Below are 23054 nucleotides of genomic sequence, written 5' to 3'. Positions count from 1 at the left end.
CGTCCTCAGAGTGTGCGAAGCAGCCGTACGGGGTTTTCGATGCAGTCGGCGACGAAACGGAGGAACCCGCCCGCGGTGCCGCCGTCGCAGACGCGGTGGTCGAACGCCAGCGTCAGCTCGGTGATCTTGCGGGCGGTGACCTGGCCGTCCACGATCCACGGCCGGTCGATGATCCGGCCGACGCCGAGGATCGCCACCTCGGGGTAGTTGATGATGGCGGCCGAACCGTCCACTCCGAACACGCCGTAGTTGTTCACGGTGAACGTGCCGCCGGTGAGATCGGCCGGTGCGAGACGTCCGGCGCGGGCCTGCTCGGTGCGGTCGGCGAGCGCGGCGGAGAGGTCTTCGAGGGGGTGCTGGTGCGCGTTCTGGACCACCGGGACGACCAGGCCGCGATCAGTCTGCGCGGCGAAGCCGAGGTGCACGGCGGACGGGATGACGATCTCGTCGCCTTCCAGGTGCGCGTTCAGCTCGGGGAACCGGCGCAGGCCCGCGACGGCGAACCGGCCGATGAGCGCGAGCAGGCTGATCTTCGGTGCGTGCGGATCGCTGTTGAGCGCGGTGCGCAGCCGCAGCAGTTCGGTCGCGTCGACATCCACCCAGACGGTCGCCTCGGGGATCTCGCGGCGGGAGCGGGCGAGTTTGTCAGCGACGGTTTTCCGTAGTCCGCGTAAAGGGATTCGTTGCTCGTCCGGCGTTGTCGCCGGGGTCACTGGGGTCTCGGTGGCGGCGATCGCGCGCTCTACGTCGGCGCGGCTCACGATGCCGTCGGTGCCGGTTCCGGTGAGTGCGTGAAGGTCCACTCCGGACTCGCGGGCGAGGCGGCGGACCAGTGGGGATACCACGCGGACGCGGTCCGAAGTGGACTTTGGTGCTGCCGCGGCGGCCGGTGCCGATGCAGGTGCCTTAGTGCCGCGCGGACGCCTTGCCCGCCGGGTGCGGGTTTGGCTGGTGCCGTAACCGATCAGGACGTTGCCGCTGCCTTCCGGAGTGACAACGCCGGGTTCGGTGAAGTCCGCGGCACTGTCCACAGTGATCAATGGGCTGCCGACGGTCAGTACCTCGCCGGGCGCGCCGTGCAAGGTCGCGACTCGGCCCGCGAACGGCACCGGGACCTCGACGCTCGCCTTCGCGGTTTCGACTTCCACGACGGTCTGGTCCACGGTGACGGTGTCGCCGACCGCGACGTGCCACGCGACGATCTCCGCCTCGGTCAGGCCTTCGCCGAGGTCCGGCAGCTTGAAGACGGCCATCACTTCTCCCCGTCGAGCGGTGCCGCGTCGTCCCACTGGAGGCGTTCGATCGCGTCCAGGATCCGGTCGACGCCCGGCAGGTGGTGCTGTTCCAGATTCGGTGCGGGATAAGGAATGTCGAAGCCGGCGACCCGCAGGACCGGCGCTTCCAGGTAATGGAAACAATGCTCGGACAGCTGCGCGGCGACCTCGGCGCCGTAACCGCAGAATCGGCTCGCCTCGTGCACCACGACCGCGCGACCGGTGCGGCGCACCGACGCGGCGACCGTTTCCAGATCGAATGGCGCGAGGCTGCGCAGATCGATTACCTCGGCGCTGTAGCCCTCTTCGGCGGCGGCTTCCGCGGCTTCGAGAGTCGTGCCGAGTGCGCCGCCGTAGGAAATGAGGGTGACGTCGGTGCCTTCGCGGCGAATCACCGCTTTGTCGAGGCCGGGCGAACGGCGTTGCGGGTCAACGGTTCCCTTTTCCCAGTACCGGCGCTTGGGCTCGAGGAAAATGACCGGGTCCGGGCTGTCGATCGCTTCGCGCAGCAGGGTGTACGCGTCGTCCGGCGTGGCCGGGGTGACGACGCGCAGACCGGCCGTGTGCGTGTAGTAGACCTCGGACGAGTCGCAGTGGTGCTCGACGCCGCCGATGCCGCCGCCGTAGGGCACGCGGATCACCACGGGCAGTTCGACCTGGCCCTTGGTGCGGTTGCGGAGTTTGGCGAGGTGGCTGGTGATCTGCTCGAACGCGGGGTAGGCGAACGCGTCGAACTGCATCTCGATCACCGGGCGCAGGCCGTTCATCGCCATCCCGATCGCGGTGCCGACGATGCCCGATTCGGCGAGCGGGGAGTCGAAGACGCGCGTGTCGCCGAAGCGCGCGGCGAGTCCGTCGGTGACGCGGAAGACGCCGCCGAGCGTGCCGACGTCCTCGCCGAAGATGAGCACGCGCTCGTCCTCGGCGAGTGCGTCGGCGAGGGCGCGGTTGAGCGCGCCGGCGAGGGACAGCGTCGTGTCCAGAGTGGCGGTCATGCCTGGTCCTCGGTGTTCTCGTGCGCCAGTTCGGCGGCCTGCTGCCGCAACGCGGCGGTCGGTTCGGCGTAGACGTGCCGGAAGAGATCCGCCGGGTCCAGCTCGGTGTCGACGTTCATCCGCTCGCGCAGCGCCGCTGCTTCCTCCTCGGCGCGGGCGTCGATCTCTTGCTGCGCCTTGTCGTCGAGAAGGCCGCGGTCGGTGAGGTACTGCTTGAGGCGGCTGATCGGGTCGCGCGTGAGCCACTGCTCCACTTCGGCCTTCTCGCGGTAGCGCGTCGCGTCGTCGGCGTTGGTGTGCGACTCCATGCGATAGGTGACCGCTTCGATGAGCGTCGGTCCTTCGCCGGCTGCAGCGCGCGCAACTGCCTGCTCGACGACAGCGTGTACGGCGGCAGCGTCGTTGCCGTCAACGAGTACGGACGGCATGCCGTATCCGACACCCTTGTACGCGAGCGAAGGCGCGGCGGTCTGCTTCTCGAGCGGGACGCTGATGGCATAGCCGTTGTTCTGTACGAGGAAGACCACCGGTGCCTTCCAGACAGCGGCGAAGTTCAGCGCTTCATGCGTGTCGCCTTCACTGGTGGCACCGTCGCCGACGAGAACGAGCGAGACCGTGTCTTCGCCCTTCACCCGCGCAGCGTGCGCGAAGCCGACCGCGTGCAGCGTGTTGGTGGCGAGCGGCGTGCACTGCGGGGCGACGTTGGCGCGGTATGGGTCGTAGCCGCAGTGCCAGTCGCCGCGCAGCAGCGTGAGCACCTCGACCGGATCGACGCCGCGCGCCACGACGGCCATCGAGTCGCGGTAGGTCGGGAAAAGCCAGTCCTGCGGGCGAAGCGCGAGGATCGAGCCGATCTCGGCAGCCTCCTGCCCGCGCGCCGACGGGTACACCGCGAGCCGGCCCTGTTTGGTGAGCGCGGTGGCCTGGGTGTCGAAACGGCGGCCGGAAACCATGCCGCGGTAGAGGCGGAGGAGGACGTCGTCCGCGGGCATCGCGAGCGCCGGGTCGGGCGTCGGCGTGCCGTCGGCGGTCACGAGGCCGAGCGGCTCGTCGCTGGGCAGGAAGTAGGACGCGGCAGTGCGTTCCGTGGTGGTCACCGACAGCTCCCATCGACGAAGACGAGTAGGCCCTGATATTCGCTGTCGGCCGATCAGGGATCCAGACTTGCCGGGGAACTGTGGAATGATGGCTTCATTGAGGCGGGTGCGTTGGACGATTGGCTTGCGAGGTGGCGCGGATGTCCCAGCCTGGTGGACAAATGGCAGCGGCGCTGGACGAGGTCGACCTGAAACTGATCGCCGAGCTGAAGAAAGACGGCCGCGCTTCGATGCGCGCGCTCGCCGAACGTGCGCATATTTCGCGGGCCGGTTGCTACACGCGCGTGGAGCGGCTGCACCGCGAGGGAGTGATCACCGGGTACGCGGCCGTCACCGATCCGCGCCGGATGGGGCAGGGCCTGGCGGCGTACGTGTACTTGAAAGTCACGCAGAACTCGTGGCGCACGGTGAGCGCGGAACTCAAGCACATCCCGGAAATCGAACACGGCGGCCTGGTGTCCGGGGACAACGACCTGATCCTGTTCGTGCGGACCCGCGACGCGGACAGCCTGCGGGACTTGGTGTTCGAGCGGTTGCAGAACATGCCGGACGTGCTCTCGACGCACACCGTGCTGGTCTTCGACGAGTTGTGAGCCCTGGTCAGGCCGCTTTGACCAGGTAGACCGCGAGCTGGTAGACGCCGGCCGCTTCGAACGGCATCGGCGCGCGGCGGTACCCGGCCCGTTCGTAGAGGGCGATGTTGCGCTCGCTGGACGCGCCGGTGAAAAGGACGAACTGCTTCGTCTCCGGCGGCGCGTGCCGCTCGGCGTGTTCGAGGAGCAGCCGGCCGAGGCCGCGTCCGGCGAGATCCGGCGCGACCATCAAGCGGCCGATCTCCCAGCCGTTGTCCTCGGTGGCGCGGGCGCGGACCGCTCCGACCAGCCGGTGTCCCTGCCGGACGACCCAACTGCGCCAGGTCTTGATCGACTCGCGGACCTCGGCGAGGTCTTCAGTCAGCGCGGGATGCTCCAGGGTGTTGTTGAGCAGGGCTTCCTGAACCCAGCAGCACCGCTGGAGCACCATCAGCTCGGCGGCGTCGTCAGGGGTCGCGGGAAGCAGGGTCGCGCCGGGGAGGGTTTCGAGGTCCACCTGTCCTGTTTAGCACCGGGTTCAGGAGCCGAGGACGAATTCCGCGCCGAACGGATCTTTGACGGTCACCATGCGGCCGTACGGGCTGTCCTGTGCTTCGACGATCTCGCCGCCGTGCTCGACCGCCCGGGCCCCGGCTGCGTCGGCGTCCGTGGAGAGGAACAAGGTGCCCCACGCCGGTGTTTTGGCGGACGGATCGCCGAGGACGCCGCCGATTTCGTGGCCGTCCGGGCGGCGAAGGAAGGTGAAGTCGACGCCGGGCAGGTCGTCGTTGCCGTCCAGGGTGAAGGCGAAGACCTCGCAATAGAAATCGCGCGCTGGCTGGGGCGCGGGCGTGACGAGGTCGTTGCGCATCAGGGTGCTGGGTTCGTTGACGAGCCGGGCACCGGGGAGTCCGCGGCCTTGCCAGAGCCCGAATCGTGCGCCGGTCGGGTCTTCCGCGACGGCGGCGCGGGCGTGCTCGCCGTCGTCGTGGGGTCGATCGAGGAGCTTGCCACCTGCGGCGATGACGGCTTTGGCGGTGCGGTCGCAGTCGTCGGTGGCGAAGTAAACGGTCCAGCCTGCTCGAGGGTCGGCTGCTTGGCGCAGGCCAGCGACCGGGAGGTCACGTAGCAGGCAGTGGTTGCCGTCGAAAGTCCAGCCGAGGACGGCGCCGTAGAAGCGTCGCGCGCGATCGAGGTCCGGTACGGCGAGGTCGATCCAGGTCGGGGTGCCGAGCGGCTGGTTGCGGTCGACGGTGCTCATCGGGGTCCCTTCGTCGGTGATGGCGCGACGCTAGGGCGGATCGCGGACAGCTGCCGTCCTCGGCCGCTCAGCATGTGGGAGATGGTGGCCGGGGTGGGTGCGGGCCACGCATTCTGGACGGGCACCCCGGATTGGAATGGCAGGCGAGAATGAGCACGTCCCCGCTCGAAAACCCCGCTTGGGCCGCGTTGAGCGGCCCGCACGCGTCGTTCGCGGAGCAGAAGGGGCAGGTGCTGCGGTATCCGGTGGACGTCTCTCCGTTCCTCGCCGTGCCGGACCAGCCGGACGACCGCGTGTGGGACGACATCGCCGACCTCGTCGGGCCGGGCGCGTCGACGGTCGTGGTCGGCCGCGTCGGAACGCCGCCGCCCGCGGACTGGACGGTCGAGGCCGAGATCGCCGGCGTGCAGATGGACGGATCCGCCGCCCCGGCAGTCGCCGACCCGGAGGCGGTGCGCCTGACCGAGGCGGACGTGCCGGAGATGCTCGACCTGGTGTCGCGGACGAAGCCCGGCCCGTTCCTGCCCCGGACGATCGCCTTCGGCACTTACCTGGGCATCCGCCGCGACGGCGCGCTGGTGGCGATGGCGGGCGAGCGGATGCACCCGCCGGGCTGGACGGAGATCAGCGCGGTGTGCACGGACCCGGCGTTCCAAGGACAGGGGTTGGCGGCCCGCCTGGTGCTGGCGGTGGCCGCCGGGATCCGGGACCGCGGGGAACGGCCGTTCCTCCACGCCGCCGGGACGAACACCGGCGCGATTCGGTTGTACGAGAAGCTCGGGTTCCGGCTTGCTCGCTCGATGCAGTTCGGCGCTTATCGGGCTCCTTCGCGGTAATCGGCGGCGGTGCCGTTTTCGCGTACACGTCCGACGAGGTCGATGACGTGCACGATGTTGTCGGAGTGCGTGATGGCAGCGTTGCCGGGACTGCGGGATCGATGGCGATGCCGCGGTGGCCGCGCAGGGCCAGTTCGCGTTGGAGTGCGGTGAAGCATCGTCCGGTGGCATGTGGGCCGGGGACGAGGACGAACGTTGGCTGCGTGCGAAGGACTCCTTCTGCCTAGGGGTCGGACCTGACTGTCCATTGTGGACTTAGCGAGAGTTAGGGGTCGTTGCGCGCGGTGGGCGCGGTTACCGTGGGTCGGCGAAGAAGGATCCGTGGCCGGGTCGTCCCGGCGCAGACGTCGGAAAGGCGGTGGGACGACATGACGGGTAGCGCGCATTCCGACGACGACAGCTGGTTTCGCCGCTTCCACACGTCGCCCGAGGCGAAGGCAAGGCTGGTGTGCCTGCCGCACGCCGGAGGTTCGGCTCCGTTCTACTTCCCGGTTTCGCGGGCGCTGACGCCGGACATCGAGGTGCTGGCGGTGCAGTACCCGGGCCGGCAGGACCGGCGGCACGAACCGTTCCTGACCACCATCGACGCGCTGGCTGACCGGATCGCCGCCCTGCTGCGCGGCCGGGACGACCTGCCGCTCGCTCTGTTCGGGCACAGCATGGGCGCGATGATCGCCTTCGAGGTGACGCGCCGGCTCGAGGCCGCGGGCACCGCGGTGGACACGCTCTTCGTCTCTGGCCGTCGGGCGCCGTCGCGGCATCGCGACGAGAACGTGCACACCCGTACCGACGAGGGCGTGATCGACGAACTGCGCCGGTTGAGCGGCACCGAGATGGACTTGCTCGGTGACGACGACGTCGTGCGGATGATCCTTCCCGTGGTGCGCAACGACTACCGCGCCGTGGAGACCTACCGGTACCAGCCGGGCTCGCCGCTGGCGGCTCCCGTGGTCGCGTTCACCGGCACCGCCGACCCGGTCGCGTCGGTCGACGAGGTCCGGTCGTGGGGCGACCACACTGCGGCGGGCTTCGAGCTGGTCCCGCTCGCCGGTGGCCATTTCTTCCTGACCCGCCACCAGGACGTGATTCTGCGGCATCTGACCGATCGGCTTGTCGACAAGGGGCGTGCACATGTCTGAGGCACTGGCGGTCGGATTCGACAGCAGACTCGAGGAACTGCGGGAGATCAAGGAGGCCGCGCGCCGCGGTCCCGATGACGCCGCCACGGCCCGGCAGCACGACCGCGGCAAGCTGACCGCGCACGAGCGCATCGAGCTGCTCCTCGACCCGGGCTCGTTCACCGAGATCGAGTCCTTGCGGCGGCACCGCGCGACCGCCTTCGGTCTCGAACACCGCAAGCCCTACTCGGACGGTGTGGTGTGCGGGTGGGGGACGGTGTTTGGCCGCACGGTTTTCGTGTACGCCCACGATTTCCGCATCTTCGGTGGCGCGCTGGGCGAGGCGCACGCGCAGAAGATCCACAAGGTGATGGATCTCGCCGCGGCGGCCGGTGCTCCGCTGGTGTCGCTCAACGACGGCGCCGGTGCGCGGATTCAGGAGGGCGTGACGGCGCTCGCTGGGTACGGCGGGATTTTCCAGCGCAACACCCGGTCTTCGGGGGTCATCCCGCAGATCTCGGTGATGCTCGGCCCGTGTGCCGGTGGCGCCGCTTATTCGCCCGCGCTGACGGATTTCGTGTTCATGGTGCGGGAAACCTCGCAGATGTTCATCACCGGCCCGGACGTGGTGCACGCGGTGACCGGCGAGGAGATCACCCAGAACGGTCTCGGCGGCGCGGACGTGCACGCCTCGACGTCGGGGGTCGCCGCGTTCGTCTACGACGACGAACCCAGCTGCCTGGAGGACGTGCGGTACCTGATTTCGTTGCTGCCGTCCAACAACAATGAGGTTCCGCCGGTGGAGCCGACGGCCGATCCGGCGGATCGTCGCACGGACAAGCTGCTCGAGGTGGTGCCGACCGACGCGGCCCGCGCGTACGACATGTGCGCGGTGCTCGAGGAAATCGTCGACGACGGCGAGTTCCTGCAGGTGCACGCCGCCTGGGCGACGAACGTGGTGTGCGCGTTGGCGCGGCTCGACGGGCACGTGGTCGGGATCGTGGCGAACCAGCCGGCGACGCTCGCCGGGGTCCTCGACATCGAGGCGAGCGAGAAGGCCGCTCGGTTCGTGCAGACCTGCGACGCGTTCAACATTCCGCTGGTGACGCTGGTCGACGTGCCGGGTTTCCTGCCCGGGGTGGACCAGGAACACGGCGGCATCATCCGGCACGGCGCGAAGCTGCTGTACTCCTACTGCAACGCGACGGTGCCGCGGGTGCAGGTGATCCTGCGGAAGGCCTACGGCGGCGCGTACATCGTGATGGACTCGCGGTCGATCGGCGCGGATGTTTCGCTCGCATGGCCGACTAACGAGATCGCCGTGATGGGCGCGGAGGGCGCGGCGAACGTGATCTTCCGCCGCGAAATCAACGCGGCCGACGACCCGGACGCGGTGCGGCGGCAGAAGATCAAGGAGTACAAGACCGAGCTGATGCACCCGTACTACGCGGCCGAGCGAGGACTGGTCGACGACGTCATCGAGCCCGGCCGGACGCGCGAAATGCTGATCCGGTCGCTGGCGATGCTGCGGGCCAAGCACGCCGACGTTCCGGCGCGCAAGCACGGGAACCCGCCGATGTGATGGGGGTCTGGGGCGGGCGTCGGGGGATGGGGGATGTGTTGGGGTCGGCTGGGGTGGTTGCCTCGGTTCCTGAGCCTGGTGATGCGGGGTTGCCTGTTGCGCGCGGGGGCTTGGCTGAGGCGGGGTTGACTGCGGTGCGGGATGAGGCGGCTGGAGTGCCGGGCGGTTCGGGTGCGGATGGGATTCGTGCGGGGTCGGGAGTGGTTGCGTCGGTTCCTCAGTCGGGCGGCGTCGGTTCGGGCTCGGCTGGAGTTGGTGGGTCGGGGGCGGCGGGGGTGCCTGTTGCGCGCGGGGGCTTGGCTGAGCCGGGGTTGACTGCGGTGCGGGATGGGTCGGTTGGGGTTCCCGGCGGTCCAGGCGCGGGTGCGGTTCCTGCGGAGCCGAGGGACTTGGCTGGTTTCGGTTCGGGTGGGGAGCTTGGTGCGGTGGCAGCATCCGCGGCTGGGGGTGGGTCGAAGGTGCTCGTCTCGTCTGCGGAATCGGCTGGGATGCCGGTCGGTTCGGGAGCGGACAGGGCGGGACTTCTTGCGGAGCGGCGGCAGGGCGCTGGCGGGACGCGCCGCGCACGGAGCGAGGTGACGGCAGGGAGCGCAGGTTCGGCCAGGACACGGCTTCCTGCGGCGTCGAAAGAAGCCGCAGGCGTGGAAACTGCTCCTGCGGATGATGCGCGGCGTGCTTCGATGGCGTCGGCTGCAGACGCTGGCGAGGCGAGGAACCCTGCGGCACAGGGGGATTCGACGGAACTCGAAGCTGCTCAGAAGCACGATCATTGGCATGCTTCGGTGGCAGCGTCGGCTGAACGGGAAGCTGCTGGAGAGCACGGTGAACAGCCTGCTGCGGTGGCAGCTCCCGCAGTACGTGTGGTGCGCGGTAACCCGGATGACGTTGAAGTGGCTGCTCTTCTGGTGGCGCTGGCTGTGATTGGTCATAAAGCCAGGGATGGGCGTGGGGGAATTGCTGTGCCGTCACCTCGGCAACCGTCGGCAAGGTTTGTTCCCGCGACGAGTTGGCGGGCTCGGTAGACCGGCCCGCGGATGGCGTTGGGGAGCCGGGTCCGCATCGGCGTAGGGCGATGCGGGCCTTTCGTGCGGCCGCGATTGCGGTTTCTGCGGCGGTGCGGAGAGTGGTTCTTCGGAAGAGCCAACTGGGGCGGAGTGTCGATTTCGACCGCAACTGCGGCCACAGTGACCGGCGACGGTTGACAACAACGCGATCGACAGCAGCGCGATCAGCGGAAGTGCGGTGCGCGGAAGCCTTGCGCCACAGGGAAACAATTACCTCGTCCGCAACGGACGACACGGGGACAGGTCCAAGATCCATATCTCCAAGCTACCGCCGCCGGTCGAACATCTGCACGGTATCGATCCGGTGAATCAGGCGTGCACGGCGGTACTGTCCAAATAGGTCAGTACAGCGCGGATCCGGCGATTCTGGTCCCGGCTGGCTTCCAACCCGAGCTTGGCGAAGATGTTGCTGATGTGGTTTTCCACGGCCCCCTGGGTTACCACGAAAGCCTTGGCGATGGCGGTGTTCGACAGCCCCTGCGCCATCTGCGCCAGCACCTCCGTCTCGCGCGCGGTCAAGGCTTCCAGCGGATCCCGGCTGCGGGACAGCATCTGGGCGACCACGTCCGGGTCGATGGCTGATCCGCCGTCGGCGACGCGGCGGACTGCTTCCAGGAAGTCCGCGACGTCGGCGACTCGTTCCTTCAGCAGGTAGCCGACGCCGGAGGTGCCTTCCGCGATCAGGTCTACCGCGTAGCTTCCTTCGACGTATTGCGACACCACCAGGACCGGCAGGCCGGGGATTTCCTTACGGGCGGCCAAAGCCGCGCGCAAACCCTCGTCGGTGAAGGTCGGGGGCATGCGGACGTCGGCGATGACCAGATCCGGTCTGTGGTCTCGGATGGCCACCAGCAGGTCGTCGCCGTTGTCGACGGCGGCGGCGGTTTCGATGCCGACGTCCGCGAGCAGGCTTTGCACTCCGGCCCGCAACAGCACCGAGTCTTCGGCGATCACGACGCGCATTTTCCTTGCCTCCACAGAAGGATTCACCAGCGGACGGGCAGATCGGCCCGCACGACGGTGGGGCCGCCGGCGGGGCTGACGACGGTGAGCACTCCGTCGATCGTGGCGGCGCGGTCGGCCAGTCCGGCCAGGCCGCCGCCGGGGCGCATCGACGCGCCGCCGTGGCCGTTGTCGGTGATCTCGACGACCACGGTGTCGTCGTCGCGGGTCACTCGCACGGACGCGCGGTCGGCGCCGGAATGTTTGGTGACGTTCGCGAGCGTTTCGCTCACGATGAAATAAGTCGTCGTCTCGACAGGTGCGGGCGGACGGGGTTCTACGGTAACCTCGACCTCAATAGGGATAGGCATTCTTGCGGTAAGAGAAGACAGCGCCGCGTCCAGGCCGCGATCCTGGAGCACCGGCGGGTAGATGCCTCGCGCGAGGTCACGCAACTCCGAGACAGCGAGTTTGGCGTCGGCGTGCGCGGCTCCGATGAGTTCGCGGACCGCGGTCGGGTCGTCGAGGTCGAGTTTGAGCTGGGCGCGGCCCAGGCTCATCGCGACGGACACCAGCCGCTGCTGCGCACCGTCGTGCAGGTCTCGTTCGATCCGGCGTCGTTCGGCCTCCACCGCGTCGACTCCGCGCGCTCGCGAGTTCTGCAGCTGCTGCGTGCGCGCCTCCAGTTGCGCGGTGCGGTTCGGGCCGAGGAACGAGGTCGCCAGCTCGCCGTGCAGCGTTCCGATGCGCGGCGCCACGAAAATACCGAAAGGAGGTACCGCGATGGACACGACGCCCGCCACGAATTCCACTATCCCCAGCGGAAAAGCGACGAGCACGAAGGCGAACTCGCGCCAGGTGACGGGGTCGAGCAGCCTTGCCTGCCACACCGCGAGCATGCCGGGGCCGGCGGGACGTCGGCGGACGGGTTCGGCGACGGCGACGTCGAGCATCTGCCGCGCCCAGCGTCGTTCGAAGGAGCAGTACGAACGCATCAGCGAGGTCGCGATCAGCAGAATGGGGATGCCGATCCACAGCATCGTCGTCGCGACGCCGACCAGCATGGTCACCAGGATCAGCACGAACGCGGCGAGGCGGATCGGGAGGCTCAGCACGAGAAACCCGATCGCCCGCATGGTCGGCGGCCGCGTCACGGGCATCGCGCGATCCGTTCCAGTTCCGGTACGAGGTCGTCGAGGGTGGGCGTCGCCAGCATCTCGTCGCGCACCTCGAGCGCGCATACCCGGAAGGACGGTTCTTCCAGCAGCCGGCACACTCCCGCCCGGACGCTCGCGGGCGTCACGTCCTCGAGGTCCACCAGCAAACCGTTGCCGCGCTTCTCCTGAGCCACCGCCGAGACGCGTTCGCTCCACGTGGTGCCCGGGATGACCAGCTGCGGGACGCCGTTCACGACCGCGTTGCTGATCGTCGCGCCGCCGCCCTGGTGCACGATCGCGGAGCACGAGGCGAGAAGTTCGTTCATCGGCACGAAATCGACCGCGCGGACGTTGTCCGGGATCGCGCGCACGGACGCGAGCTGGCTCGCGTTCAACGTGGCGATCACCTCGATGTCGAGGTCGGCGAGGCCGTCCAGCAGGTCGCCGACGGAGGTCTCCTCGACGCCGAGCACCTGCCGGTTGGAGATGCCGAGGGTGAGCATCACCCGCGGCCGCTCCGGCTGCTCGAGCACCCACGAGGGGATCGCCATCGGCTTGTTCTGCGGCACGAACCGGGCCGGGACGTAGTCGACGTCCACGCCGTCGTAGCGCAGATACGACGGATGGCAGTCGATGGTCCGCACGCCGTAGCGCAGGGTTTCGTCGTAGTCCGCGCCGAATCGGCCGACCGCGGCGGACATCCACGTCACGAACGGGTCCGGCGAGGTGTCCTCGGGGCGGCTGGCTCTGAGGTCGCGGTACTGCGCGCCGATCCGGGCGGTCTGGTCGGCGGCGTACATCATCCGCAGGTGCGGCACGCCGAGCGCGTGCGCGACGATCGGCGCGGCGTAGATCATCGGGTCCCACACCACGAGGTCCGGCTGCCACTGCCGGGCGAAGCGGACGAGTTCGTCGAGCAGCGAGTCCGGCGTGGTCCAGCGGAACACGTCGACCCAGTGCTCGTACACGTTGCGCACGTACTCGTCGGTGTAGCGCTCGGGACGGCTTTCGGAGATCCGGAAGTCGCCCTGCATCGCGTTGTTGCCGTCGACCTGGAGCTGGCGGTGCCGGGCGATGTCGAGTTCGTCGCCGAACCACATGGCGTCCAGCCCGGTCTCGGCGAACGACGCGACCTCGCGCGGGTTGCGCTGCCCGACGAAGCGGACCTCGTGCCCGGCCGCGGCCAGCGCCCAGCCCACCGGAGCCATGCTGTAAACGTGCGTCCTCGTCGGGAAGACCATCAGCATCACGCGCATCGCGGCAGCTCCGGGTTCGTAGTCACAGGAGGACAAGGGAAACGGTAGGGCCGCGCCGGGCCCGCGCCCACCCGGTAGGGGACCCCTGAATCCGGCGCGGGGCAGGAGGGTTTGGACCGGCTTTAGACGCCCCTTAGGGGCTAGTGGCGCGCGGCTCGCGACGGATAGACAGGTAACCGGAGCCGGCCGCGTCGCGCCGGAGAAGGACGAGGGAGGCGAACGAGGTGATGAGCATGGCCGTGGCGCCCACCGCGAAAGGCTGGGTCCCGTTCGGCGAGCACCGCACCTGGTACCGGGTCACCGGGCAACCGGGAGGAGCGGCTCCCGCCGTGGTCGTGGTGCACGGCGGGCCGGGCAGCACGCACGACTACCTGCTGAGCCTGACCGAACTCGCCGGACACGGATTCCCGGTCGTGCACTACGACCAGCTCGGCAGCGGCGGGTCCACCCGGCTGCCGGACGCCGATCCCGGGTTCTGGAATCCGGAGCTGTTCGGCGACGAGCTGGACAACCTGGTGCACCGGCTCGGCATCGAGGACAACTATGTCCTCTATGGACAGTCGTGGGGCGGGCTCGTCGTCGCGCGGCACGCCGCCGAACGCCCGGACGGCCTGCGCGGACTGGTGATCGCCAACTCGCCCGCGTCGTACGAGCTGTGGCGCAGCGAGATGGACCGGCTGCGCGCGCTGCTGCCGCCCGGCGTCGACGAGGGCCTGCGAGCGCACGAGGCCGCCGGCACCACGGACACGCAGGAGTACTTCGACCTCATGCGCGTCTTCTACGACCGGCACGTCTGCCGCGTGCTGCCGTGGCCGGCCGACTATCTCGCCTCGTTCATGGAGATGGCCGACAACAACACGGTTTACTCGGTGATGAACGGTCCCAGCGAGTTCACCGTCACCGGCACGCTCGCGGACTATTCGGTGATCGACCGCCTCGACGACATCGAGGTGCCGACCCTGCTCATCTCCGGTGCGCACGACGAGGCCACCCCGGCCACCGTGCAGCCGTACTACGACCGGATCCACGACGTGCGCTGGGAGATCCTCCCGGAGTCGAGCCACGTCCCCCATCTCGAGGAGCCGGAACGGTTCCGCGAAATCCTGCTGGGATTCCTGCAGGAAGTCCATTCCCCCGCCGAAAGAGAGGTCGCCAGTCATGGATGAGGCCAGCCAGGCCGGATCGGCGGTCGTGTTCCCCGGGATGAGCCCGTGCCGGTTCGTCGACTTCGGCAAGTTCCTGCTCATCAACCCGTTCGCGCGCAGGCTCATCAAGGACGCCGACGACCGGCTGGGCTACTCGCTGGTCGACCGCTTCCGCGAGGCCGAGGGCGACTATTCCGAGTACGCCCAGGTCGGGTTCATGCTCACCTGCGTCGCGCTCGCCGAATGGGCCGAACAGGAGTACGGGATGAGCCCGGACTACTGCACCGGGCCGAGCTTCGGCGAGAAACCGGCCAGCGTGTACGCCGGTTCGCTGACCTTCCCGGACGCGGTGTGGATGACCGCGAAGCTCGCGCAGTGCCTCGACGAGTTCTTCGCGACCGAGCACACCGACGTCGTCACGCACTCGTTCGTCCGCACGCCGGAAGAGAAACTGCGCGACGCGCTGACCGAACTGGAGGGGCGCGGCGAATGGTCGGACATCTCCTGCTACATCGACCACGACTTCTACATGGTCTCGGTGCGGGAGCGGAATCTCGACTGGCTCAAGCAGACCGTGCGGGGCATGGGCGGGCTGTCGCTGTACACGATGCGTCCTCCGCTGCACTCGCGCGCGTTCGGCGCGTTGCGGCGCAAGGCCGAGGACGAGGTGCTCGGCGGCCTCGACTTCCATGATCCCCTCCTTCCGATCATCGCTGACCAGGACGGTTCGGTGCTGCGGTCCGGCGAGCAGGTCCGCACGATGCTGCTGGACAGCATCGTCGAACCGCTGCGCTGGCCGGACGTCGTCTCGTCGCTCGCGCAGCTCGGCGTGCGCAAGCTGTGGGTGGCCGGGCCGGACACGCTGTTCGGCCGCGTCCGGGCCACGACCAGCCGGTTCGAGGTGACCACGGTGAACCCGCGGCTCGCGCTGCAGCCGCGGCGGCGCGGCGCGGGTCCCTCGCGGGTCAGCTAGCCGGCTGCAGGCCCGACAGCGTGTTCCAGAGGCGTCCGGGGTTCTCGAACGTCTCCAGGTTCAGCGCGTCGTCGGAGAACCGGACGTTGTACTTCTCCTCCAGCACCGCCAGCAGTTCCACCGTGGCGAGCGAGTCGAGGCCGTACTCCTTGAGCGGGGTCTCGGCGGTCAGCGCCTCGTCGGCGGGCAGGAACGGAAGGTACGGGCGGAGGGCTTCGTCGAAAGAGCTGTCCCACATGGCTACTCCGGTGGCTGGGTCGGGCACTTCGCCAGGCGGGGAAACCGACCGCCCGGTTCGGTTTTGAACTTTACCCCGCGCCGCCGCTTCTGAGCGACGCAGCGGCACCCCTATTACCGATCCGGCCGAAAGCAAGCCGACCCCGCACCCGGCACGCAACCATTGCCGCGAAGCCAGCAGGCGGTGACTGTGGTCGGGTCAGCAGCGATCGGCACAGCAACGCGGAGGACCACGATGGACACGACGACCACCTCGGGACTGCACGCGCGGTTTCTGCGCGGGCTGGCCCGTTCCGAGCCCCGGCCGGCGGTCAGCGCCGGCGGGCAGACGCTGACCTACGGCGAGCTGCACGAGCGGGCGTTGCTGTGGGGCGGCGCCCTGGCGGAGTCCGGCGCCCGCACGGTAGGGGTGCTGGCTGGGAAGGGCGTCACCGCTTACGCCGGGATTCTGGCCGGGTTGTACGCGGGGGCGACGGTCGTCCCGCTGCGGCCGGATTTCCCGGCGGCCCGGACCGCGCAGATGGTCGAGGCCGCCGAGGTGGACGCGCTCATCGCCGACGAACGCGGACTGACCGTGGCTCCGGAGGTGAAGACGCTGCTGGCGCCGGAGGTGAACCGGAACGGGCTGAACGCGGCACACGCACTCAGCGAGCCCAAGGACGTGCGGCCCGAGGACTCCGCGTACGTGCTTTTCACCTCGGGTTCCACCGGGCGGCCGAAGGGAGTCCGGATCGGCCACGGTTCCACCGAGCATTACTTCGGCCTGCTCGACGCGCGATACGACTTCACGCCGGACGACGTCTTCTCCCAGACGTTCGACCTGAACTTCGACTGCGCGATGTTCGACCTCTTCTGCGCGTGGGGCGCGGGCGCGGAAGCGGTGGTCCTGCCCGGCGCGGCCTACCGGAACGTGCCGGCGTTCGTGGAGGAGCGCGGCCTCACCGTGTGGTTCTCCACGCCGAGTGCGATCGACCTGGTGCGCCGCACCGGACGGCTCACCCCAGGCGCGATGCCGGGCCTGCGGTGGAGCTTCTTCGCCGGGGAAGCACTGACCGTGCGCGACACTGCAGATTGGCGGGCAGCGGCGGGCAACTCCGTGACCGAGAACCTCTACGGCCCCACGGAGCTGACCATCACCATTGCCGGATACCGCTGGGACGACGAGGAAACCCCGCAGGTCGCGGTGAACGGCGTGGTGCCGATCGGCGCGGTGCACGAGGGACACGAGTATCTGCTCATCGACGAAAACGAGGCAGGCGAGGGTGAACTCGCGATCGCCGGACCGCAGCTGACGCCGGGATACCTCGACCCAGCCGACGAGAAGGGTCGGTTCCTCGACCGTGACGGGCAACGGTTCTACCGCACCGGTGACCGGGTGCGTCGGCTTGGCGGCGACGATCTCGCGTACCTGGGGCGGCTCGATTCGCAGGTGCAGGTGCTCGGCTGGCGCGTGGAGCTGACCGAGGTGGAGCACGCGCTGGAGACGTGCGGGGTGCAGGCGGTGGCGCTGGGCGTCCAAGGGGACAGCGGGACTGAGCTGTTCGTCTTCTACACCGGACCGCGGCGGCCGGTGATCGAATTGGTGCGGGCACTGCGGGCAGTGCTGCCGGAGGGCGTGATTCCGCGGCGGTACGAGCATGTCGAAGAGTTCCCGCTGAATTCCAACCGCAAGATCGACCGGAAGACGCTCGCCGCACGCGCCGCGGAGATCCTCGCCCCCGTGCCCGCCTGACCCGTCCGTGAAGGGCTCCTTGAGGGAATCAGATTCCCTCAAGGAGCCCTTCACGGCGTTTGGGCGGGGCGGCAGAGTGCCAGCTAGGGGCCGTTAGGGGTGTGGATCACGGCCTGCGCGCGGATAACTTTCCGACGTCGGGGAGCTGTCCCGCGCAGGCACGGTGATTCTACGAATCCTTTCGGGAGTGGCAGTCGTGAACGAATCCGGTTCTCTCGTCCATGCCCTGCTCGACGCGGCGGCGGCCAGTGCGCCGGACGCCGCCGCGGTGCGCGATCGGGCGGGGGTGTGGACGTATGCCGAACTGGCCGCTTGGAGTCACGCGGTCGAGGCGGTCCTCGCGCGGCGCGGGGTGAAGCGCGGTGATCGCGTGGTGGTGCAACTGCCGACGGACCGGGCGCTGGTCGCGCTCTTTCACGGCACTTCCCGCCGGGGCGCGGTGTTCGTGCCGATCAACCCGGCGATGAAGCAGTTCCACTTCGATTCGGTCGTCGAGAACGCCGAACCGGTGCTGATCCTTCAGCCCGCCGAGTTCGCTCCACTGTGGACGGAAGTCGAAGAGTCTTACCGCGAAAAGACCCGCGTAGAGCCGACCGAAGTCGACCTGGACGACGTCGCGGTTCTCGTTTACACCTCCGGCAGCACGGCCGCGCCGAAGGGCGTCATCGGGCCGCACCGGCAGGTGACCTTCGCGGCGGGCGCGATCCAGGCAGTACTCGGTTACCGCCAGGACGACGTCGTGTTCTGCCGGTTCCCGATGTCCTGGGACTACGGCCTGTACAAAGTCCTCCTCTCGACGCTCGGCCGCAGCGAGATCGTGCTGGCCGACGCCGAGTCGGATCTTCGCCTGCTGCAGCGGATGCGCGAGGTCGGCGCGACGGTGGTCCCGATCGTGCCTTCGCTCGCGACGATGATCGCCACGCTGGCCGAACGGGAGCAGGGCGAAGCGGCTCCGGTGCGGCTGTTCACGAACACCGGTGCGGCGCTGCCGGATTCGACCATCGCCAAGCTCCGCGCCGCATTCCCCGGCGTCCGCGTCGTCCGGCAGTTCGGCCAGACCGAGTGCAAGCGGATCACCATCATGCCGCCCGAGGAGGACGCCGAACGTCCGGGCTCGTCGGGCCTTCCGCTGCCCGGCACGACCGTGCACATCCTCGCCGCCGACGGAACTCCGGTGCCCGCTGGGGAAATCGGCGAGATCGTGGCCGCCGGACCGCACGTGATGCCGGGCTACTGGCGCGCCCCGGAGCTGTCCGCGCGAGCGTTCCGCCGCGACGAGGCCACCGGCGAGCTGCGCCTGCACACCGGCGATTACGGCCGCCTCGACGAGGACGGTTACCTCTACTTCGAGGGCCGCCGCGACGACATGTTCAAGCGCAAGGGAATCCGGATGTCCACTTTGGAGATCGAAGCCGCCGCGATGGACATCCCGGGCGTGCGCGCGGCGGGCGCGATCCCGCCGAGCGACACGCGCGACCTGGCGATCTGCGTGGAGAGCGACCTGCCGCCGACCACGGTGCTCAAGGAACTGGCGCAGCGGCTCGAGCCGCAGAAGGTGCCCGCGCTGTGCCACGTCGTGGACGAGTTCCCGCTCACCGCGCACGGCAAGAACGCGACCAAGGAACTCGCCCTGCTGGTGGAAGGTGCCCGCAAATGAGCAAGTACGACGAGCTGGCCGCACGGTTCGGCACGCCGGCTTACGTGTACGACCTGGACGTGACCGCGCAGTCGCGCGATCAGCTGTTCGGCCTGCTCCCGGAGGGGTTCGCGGTCTACTACGCGCTGAAGGCCAACCCGCATCCGGAGATCGCCCGCGAACTCCGCGAGGGCGGGTGCCGGGCGGAGATCAGCTCGACCGGCGAGCTGGCCAACGCGCTGACCGCCGGGTTCGCCCCGGAAGACATCCTCTACACCGGCCCGGGCAAGACCGACGGGGAGCTGGCGGCCGCGCTCGCCGCCGGCGTCCGGTTGTTCTCCGTGGAATCGCTGACTGACCTGCAGCACGTCGGCGCCGCGGCGGAACGGCAGGACACCGTCGCGCGTTGCCTGCTGCGGGTGAACACCACGCAGGGCAGTGCGTCGACCGGGATCCGGATGATGGGCCGTCCGTCGCAGTTCGGGGTCGACGCCGAGACGTTGCCCGAGCTGATGCCGCTGTTCAAGGCGGTCGGCGGGACAAAGATCGTGGGCGCGCACTTCTTCACCATGAGCAATGCGCAGGACGAGGACGCGCTGCTCGCCGAGTACGAGTTCGTGCTGCAGTCGGCCGCGCAGCTGCGGCAGGAGACGGGGCTGCCGCTGGAACTGCTCGACATCGGTGGCGGGTTCTCGTCGCCGTACGCGGTTCCCGGCGAGCGCACCGATTACCCGAAGCTGCGCAACGGTTTGGAGCAGCTTCTCGATCTCTACCTGCCCGAGTGGCGCAGCGGCGAGGTCGAGCTGGCCTGCGAATCCGGCCGCTACCTTTCCGGAACCTGCGGGACGCTGCTGGCCGGGGTCGTGAACGTGAAGGAGAGCCGGGGTCATCGGTTCGTCATTCTCGACGCCGGGATCAACGTGGTCGGCGGCCTCTCCGGGATCGGCCGGCTGCTGCCCGCCGCGGTCGGGGTCGAGCAGGTCGGCGACAATCCGGGCCAGCTCGTCGGTCCACTGTGTACTCCCGGGGACTCGCTGTCGAAGGCCGCGAAGCTGCCCGAGCTGGCCGCCGGAGACCTGCTGACCGTGCCGAACGTCGGCGCGTACGGCGTCACCGCGAGCCTGATCAGCTTCCTCGGCCGTCCCGCGCCGACCGAAGTCGTGGTCCGCGGCGACGAGGTCGTCTCAGTGTCGCGATTGGACTATCAGCGGGCTTATGAGGTGTCGCCATGAGCGAGGAGGTCCGCGCTTACGGTGGCAGCGTCATCGAAGAACCGAGCGGGCGCACGGTGATCGTGAGCAGCATGGCGTCGGACTCGCACACCTGGAACCTCGTCTACCTCGAACTTCTCGTGGCGGAACTCGGCTTCGACGTCGTCAACCTGGGCGCGTGCGTCCCGGACGAACTTCTCGAGTCCGAATGCGTCAGCCGCCGTCCGGCGATGCTGGTGCTGAGCAGCGTCAACGGACACGGCTACCAGGACGGCCTGCGGGTCGTGCAGCGGCTGCGGGCGCTGCCGGAGCTGCGCCGGTTGCCGATCGTCATCGGCGGAAAGCTCGGCACCGGCGGTCCGCTGTCCGAGGAACAGACCGCGGAACTGCTGTTCGCCGGGTTCGACGGGGTTTTCGACGAGCAGAACGCCGCCGCCTTCCGGCATTTCGCGGCAACGCTTCCCGGCGGGGTCACCCAGCTGGAGGGAGCGTGAGCTTCGAGCGGTTCGTCGCGCAGCGGCACGCGGCCGGGGAACTGGTCGTGCAGCCGCGCATGGGCTTCGACAGTCCGGCCGCGATGCGCGCCGGGCTGGTCGCGACCAAGCATGCGAACGCCGCGACCGTCGGCACGCTCACGCTCGACAGCTACACCCGCGTCCGCGACACCGAGTCCGCGGAACACGCGCTGCGCAACGGAATTCCGCTCAACGGGTACCCGATCGTCAACCATCCTTCCGAGGTGACCCGGGCGATGCTCGACGGTCTCGAAGGCCCGGATTTCCCGGTGCAGGTCCGGCACGGTTCGGCTCGGCCGGTAGACATCTTCCGCGCGATGATCGCCGCCGGTCTGCATGCCACCGAAGGCGGGCCGATTTCCTACTGCCTGCCCTACAGCCGCACGCCGCTCGACGAATCCGTGCGGAACTGGGCACAGTGCTGCGAGCTGCTGGTCGACGCGGACCATCCGGGCGGCCGTCCGCATCTGGAGACGTTCGGCGGCTGCATGCTCGGACAGCTGTGTCCGCCGAGCGAACTGGTCGCGATCAGCGTGCTGGAGGCGTTGTTCTTTTACCGCAAGGGCGTGCGCAGCATCTCGGTGAGCTACGCCCAGCAGACGAACCTGCAGCAGGATCGGGAAGCTGTTGCCGCGCTGCGCCGGTTGTGCGCCGAGTTGTTGCCGGAAGCGACCTGGCACGTGGTGATCTACGCCTACATGGGTCTCTTCCCGCGCACGCCCGATGGCGCAATGTTGCTGCTGGGCAAGGCCGCGGAGCTGGCGATGAGCACCGGTTCGGAACGGCTGATCGTCAAGACCGCGGCCGAAGCACACCGCATCCCGACCGTCGCGGAGAACGTGACCGCGCTCGAACACGCGGCCGCGTCGGCAAAAGGCGGCAAGGCCATGGTGGCCGAAGACAACCAGGTGTACCGCGAGGCCTACGCCCTGGTCGACGCGGTCCTCAACAGCCATGCCGATCTCGACCGGGCGCTGGTGGTCGCCTTCAAACGCGGCCTGCTCGACGTGCCGTACTGCCTGCATCCGGACAACGCGGGCCAGGCGCGGAGCACGCTCGACGCGGACGGCAGGCTCGGCTGGTCCGAACTCGGCTCGCTGCCGTTGCGCGGGATCGCCGAACGCGCGCCGAGCGGCCGGATCACCTCGTCGACGCTGATGTCGGCGCTTTCCTACGTCCAGCACACCCATGACACCGAGGCATTGGAGCAGCCGATGACCGCGATCGGAGGGGATTCGCGATGAGCACTCGCCGGACTGTCCGGGCGTATCCGTTCGACATGCACGAGACGTCCGTTTCCGAGACCTACCACCAGTTGCAGCGCGACGAGCCGATGAGCCGGGTGCAGCTGCCGTTCGGCGAACCGGCTTGGCTGGCGACGAAGTACGCCGACGTCAAGCTGGTGACCGCCGACCCGCGGTTCAGCCGCGAACTGGCACAGGGGCTCGACCAGCCGAGGATGCGCCGCCAGCAGATGGGCGACGGCATCATGGGCATGGACCCGCCGGACCACAGCCGCCTGCGCCGCCTGGTGATGAAGGCGTTCACCGCGCGCCGGCTGGAGGCGATGCGCGAAAGCGTCCGCACGCTGGTGCACGAGCTGATCGACGGGATGATCGAGAACGGCGCGCCCGGCGACATCGTCGAGGACCTCGCGCGGCCGTTGCCGGTCACGGTGATCTGCAACCTGCTCGGCGTGCCGAAGGAGGATCACACGATCTTCCGCGAGTGGACCCAGGCGCTGGTCAGCGACGCCACGGCGAAGGGCGACGTGCTCGACGTCTACGGCGACCAGCTGGACAACTACGTGGCCAAGCTGGTCGCGCAACGCCGCGAGGATCCGACGGACGACCTGCTCGGCGCGCTCGTCTTCGCCCGCGACGCCGGGGACAAGCTCAGCGAGAACGAGCTGATCTCGATCGCCGGCGCGGGTCTGCTCACCGGCGGCGTGGAGACCGTTTCCTCGGCGTTGCCGAGTTTCGTGTTCACCCTGCTGACGCAGCCGGAACTGCTCGCACAGCTGCGGGCGCAGCCGGAAATCATGCCGACCGCGGTGGAGGAACTGCTGCGATGGGTGCCGATCAACACCGCGGCGATGTTCGCCCGGTATGCCCGCGAGGACATCCGGATCGGCGGCGTCGTGGTGCGGGCGGGCGATCCGGTGCTGCCCGCGCTGCACGCGGCGAACCGGGATCCGGAGGTGTTCGCGAATCCGGACGTCATCGACCTGACCCGCAGCCCGAACCCGCACGTCGCGTTCGGGCACGGCGCGCACCACTGCATCGGGGCGCAGCTGGCCCGGCTGGAACTGCAGGAGGCGCTGAAAGCGATTCTGGAGCGTTTTCCGGAATTGCGGCTCGCGGACGGGCGCGAGGGCGTGAAATGGGAGTACGGGGTGATCGTGCGCGGCCCGTCGCTGCTGCGCGTCGCCTGGTGATTTCCCGCCCCTAA

At 68.9% G+C, this 23054-nt stretch carries 23 protein-coding genes; 14 read left to right on the top strand and 9 right to left on the bottom strand.

Annotated elements, in window-relative coordinates; all coding sequences use genetic code 11:
* Positions 1–5: 5 nt before the first annotated feature.
* Genes SSMG_RS29900 through pdhA form a run of 3 tightly spaced genes read right to left on the bottom strand, consistent with a single transcriptional unit; the run spans position 6 to position 3366 of the window.
* A complete protein-coding gene (locus SSMG_RS29900; protein WP_009082249.1) occupies positions 6–1253 on the bottom strand; it encodes a dihydrolipoamide acetyltransferase family protein in 1248 nt (415 codons plus the stop codon).
* Entirely contained in the window at positions 1253–2269 is a 1017-nt protein-coding gene (locus tag SSMG_RS29895) for an alpha-ketoacid dehydrogenase subunit beta (protein ID WP_037715279.1), read from the bottom strand. Before SSMG_RS29895 ends, SSMG_RS29900 begins: the two co-directional genes overlap by 1 nt.
* Positions 2266–3366: a pyruvate dehydrogenase (acetyl-transferring) E1 component subunit alpha gene (pdhA, locus tag SSMG_RS29890; protein WP_009082246.1), complete on the bottom strand. Its 1101-nt coding sequence runs from the start codon at positions 3364–3366 to the stop codon at positions 2266–2268. The genes SSMG_RS29895 and pdhA overlap by 4 nt, the downstream gene beginning before the upstream one ends.
* A gap of 140 nt (positions 3367–3506) precedes the next feature.
* On the opposite strand from pdhA, the gene SSMG_RS29885 reads away from it, so the two are divergent.
* A complete protein-coding gene (locus SSMG_RS29885; RefSeq protein ID WP_199786023.1) occupies positions 3507–3959 on the top strand; it encodes an Lrp/AsnC family transcriptional regulator in 453 nt (150 codons plus the stop codon).
* A 7-nt stretch (positions 3960–3966) separates the two neighbouring features.
* Here SSMG_RS29885 and SSMG_RS29880 read toward each other — a convergent pair whose 3' ends face one another.
* Both SSMG_RS29880 and SSMG_RS29875 read right to left on the bottom strand, forming a co-directional pair.
* A complete protein-coding gene (locus SSMG_RS29880) occupies positions 3967–4455 on the bottom strand; it encodes a GNAT family N-acetyltransferase (protein WP_009082243.1) in 489 nt (162 codons plus the stop codon).
* 21 nt (positions 4456–4476) lie between these two features.
* A complete protein-coding gene (locus tag SSMG_RS29875; RefSeq protein WP_009082241.1) occupies positions 4477–5199 on the bottom strand; it encodes a VOC family protein in 723 nt (240 codons plus the stop codon).
* Positions 5200–5348: 149 nt separating this feature from the next.
* Here SSMG_RS29875 and SSMG_RS29870 point away from each other — a divergent pair, with 149 nt between their 5' ends.
* The 5 genes from SSMG_RS29870 (at position 5349) to SSMG_RS47800 (ending at position 9757) form a co-directional block, all read left to right on the top strand.
* Positions 5349–6035, top strand: coding sequence for a GNAT family N-acetyltransferase (locus tag SSMG_RS29870; protein WP_037715275.1), 687 nt, complete (start codon positions 5349–5351; stop codon positions 6033–6035).
* A 368-nt stretch (positions 6036–6403) separates the two neighbouring features.
* Positions 6404–7174, top strand: coding sequence for a thioesterase II family protein (locus tag SSMG_RS29865; RefSeq protein WP_009082236.1), 771 nt, complete (start codon positions 6404–6406; stop codon positions 7172–7174).
* The gene (locus tag SSMG_RS29860; RefSeq protein WP_037715272.1) at positions 7167–8735 is read left to right on the top strand and encodes an acyl-CoA carboxylase subunit beta; all 1569 of its coding nucleotides are present in this window, start codon (positions 7167–7169) and stop codon (positions 8733–8735) included. The genes SSMG_RS29865 and SSMG_RS29860 overlap by 8 nt, the downstream gene beginning before the upstream one ends.
* Positions 8736–9509: 774 nt before the next feature.
* Complete coding sequence (locus SSMG_RS47300) at positions 9510–9656, top strand: hypothetical protein (RefSeq protein WP_234392768.1); 147 nt, start codon at positions 9510–9512, stop codon at positions 9654–9656.
* On the top strand, positions 9596–9757 hold the full coding sequence (locus SSMG_RS47800) for an acyl-CoA carboxylase epsilon subunit (protein ID WP_353611806.1): 162 nt from the start codon (positions 9596–9598) through the stop codon (positions 9755–9757). The genes SSMG_RS47300 and SSMG_RS47800 overlap by 61 nt, the downstream gene beginning before the upstream one ends.
* 351 nt (positions 9758–10108) lie before the next feature.
* Here SSMG_RS47800 and SSMG_RS29855 read toward each other — a convergent pair whose 3' ends face one another.
* The 3 genes from SSMG_RS29855 to SSMG_RS29845 are packed head-to-tail and all read right to left on the bottom strand — an operon-like array spanning position 10109 to position 13154.
* On the bottom strand, positions 10109–10762 hold the full coding sequence (locus tag SSMG_RS29855; protein ID WP_009082231.1) for a response regulator transcription factor: 654 nt from the start codon (positions 10760–10762) through the stop codon (positions 10109–10111).
* Between the two features lie 23 nt (positions 10763–10785).
* On the bottom strand, positions 10786–11901 hold the full coding sequence (locus SSMG_RS29850) for a sensor domain-containing protein (protein WP_037715271.1): 1116 nt from the start codon (positions 11899–11901) through the stop codon (positions 10786–10788).
* Positions 11892–13154 (bottom strand): nucleotide disphospho-sugar-binding domain-containing protein, encoded by a 1263-nt coding sequence (locus SSMG_RS29845; protein ID WP_009082226.1) that lies wholly within the window; start codon positions 13152–13154, stop codon positions 11892–11894. Before SSMG_RS29845 ends, SSMG_RS29850 begins: the two co-directional genes overlap by 10 nt.
* Before the next feature lie 233 nt (positions 13155–13387).
* Between SSMG_RS29845 and SSMG_RS29840 the strand changes: the two genes are divergently transcribed.
* Together SSMG_RS29840 and SSMG_RS29835 are read left to right on the top strand one after the other, a co-directional pair.
* Positions 13388–14320, top strand: coding sequence for a proline iminopeptidase-family hydrolase (locus tag SSMG_RS29840; RefSeq protein ID WP_009082225.1), 933 nt, complete (start codon positions 13388–13390; stop codon positions 14318–14320).
* Positions 14313–15272 carry an ACP S-malonyltransferase gene (locus tag SSMG_RS29835; RefSeq protein ID WP_009082223.1) on the top strand — a complete coding sequence of 320 codons (960 nt, stop codon included), beginning with the start codon at positions 14313–14315 and terminating at the stop codon, positions 15270–15272. Before SSMG_RS29840 ends, SSMG_RS29835 begins: the two co-directional genes overlap by 8 nt.
* Here the strand turns inward: SSMG_RS29835 and SSMG_RS29830 are convergent.
* The gene (locus SSMG_RS29830; protein ID WP_037715269.1) at positions 15265–15510 is read right to left on the bottom strand and encodes a phosphopantetheine-binding protein; all 246 of its coding nucleotides are present in this window, start codon (positions 15508–15510) and stop codon (positions 15265–15267) included. The genes SSMG_RS29835 and SSMG_RS29830 overlap by 8 nt on opposite strands.
* A gap of 234 nt (positions 15511–15744) precedes the next feature.
* Between SSMG_RS29830 and SSMG_RS29825 the strand changes: the two genes are divergently transcribed.
* The 6 genes from SSMG_RS29825 to SSMG_RS29800 all read left to right on the top strand — a co-directional run bounded on the left by SSMG_RS29825 (position 15745) and on the right by SSMG_RS29800 (position 23040).
* The gene (locus tag SSMG_RS29825) at positions 15745–17241 is read left to right on the top strand and encodes an AMP-binding protein (protein WP_037715267.1); all 1497 of its coding nucleotides are present in this window, start codon (positions 15745–15747) and stop codon (positions 17239–17241) included.
* A gap of 196 nt (positions 17242–17437) precedes the next feature.
* Entirely contained in the window at positions 17438–18898 is a 1461-nt protein-coding gene (locus tag SSMG_RS29820) for an AMP-binding protein (RefSeq protein WP_009082220.1), read from the top strand.
* On the top strand, positions 18895–20109 hold the full coding sequence (locus tag SSMG_RS29815; RefSeq protein WP_009082215.1) for a decarboxylase: 1215 nt from the start codon (positions 18895–18897) through the stop codon (positions 20107–20109). Before SSMG_RS29820 ends, SSMG_RS29815 begins: the two co-directional genes overlap by 4 nt.
* Positions 20106–20582, top strand: coding sequence for a cobalamin B12-binding domain-containing protein (locus SSMG_RS29810; RefSeq protein WP_009082214.1), 477 nt, complete (start codon positions 20106–20108; stop codon positions 20580–20582). The genes SSMG_RS29815 and SSMG_RS29810 overlap by 4 nt, the downstream gene beginning before the upstream one ends.
* Entirely contained in the window at positions 20579–21847 is a 1269-nt protein-coding gene (locus SSMG_RS29805) for a methylaspartate mutase (RefSeq protein ID WP_009082212.1), read from the top strand. Before SSMG_RS29810 ends, SSMG_RS29805 begins: the two co-directional genes overlap by 4 nt.
* Entirely contained in the window at positions 21844–23040 is a 1197-nt protein-coding gene (locus SSMG_RS29800) for a cytochrome P450 (RefSeq protein WP_009082211.1), read from the top strand. Before SSMG_RS29805 ends, SSMG_RS29800 begins: the two co-directional genes overlap by 4 nt.
* The last annotated feature ends 14 nt before the right edge of the window (positions 23041–23054 follow it).

The sequence above is a fragment of the Streptomyces sp. AA4 genome, from assembly GCF_000158875.1.
In the GTDB taxonomy this organism is placed as follows: Bacteria; Actinomycetota; Actinomycetes; order Mycobacteriales; family Pseudonocardiaceae; genus Amycolatopsis.
This window is presented reverse-complemented; position numbering and strand designations above follow the sequence as displayed.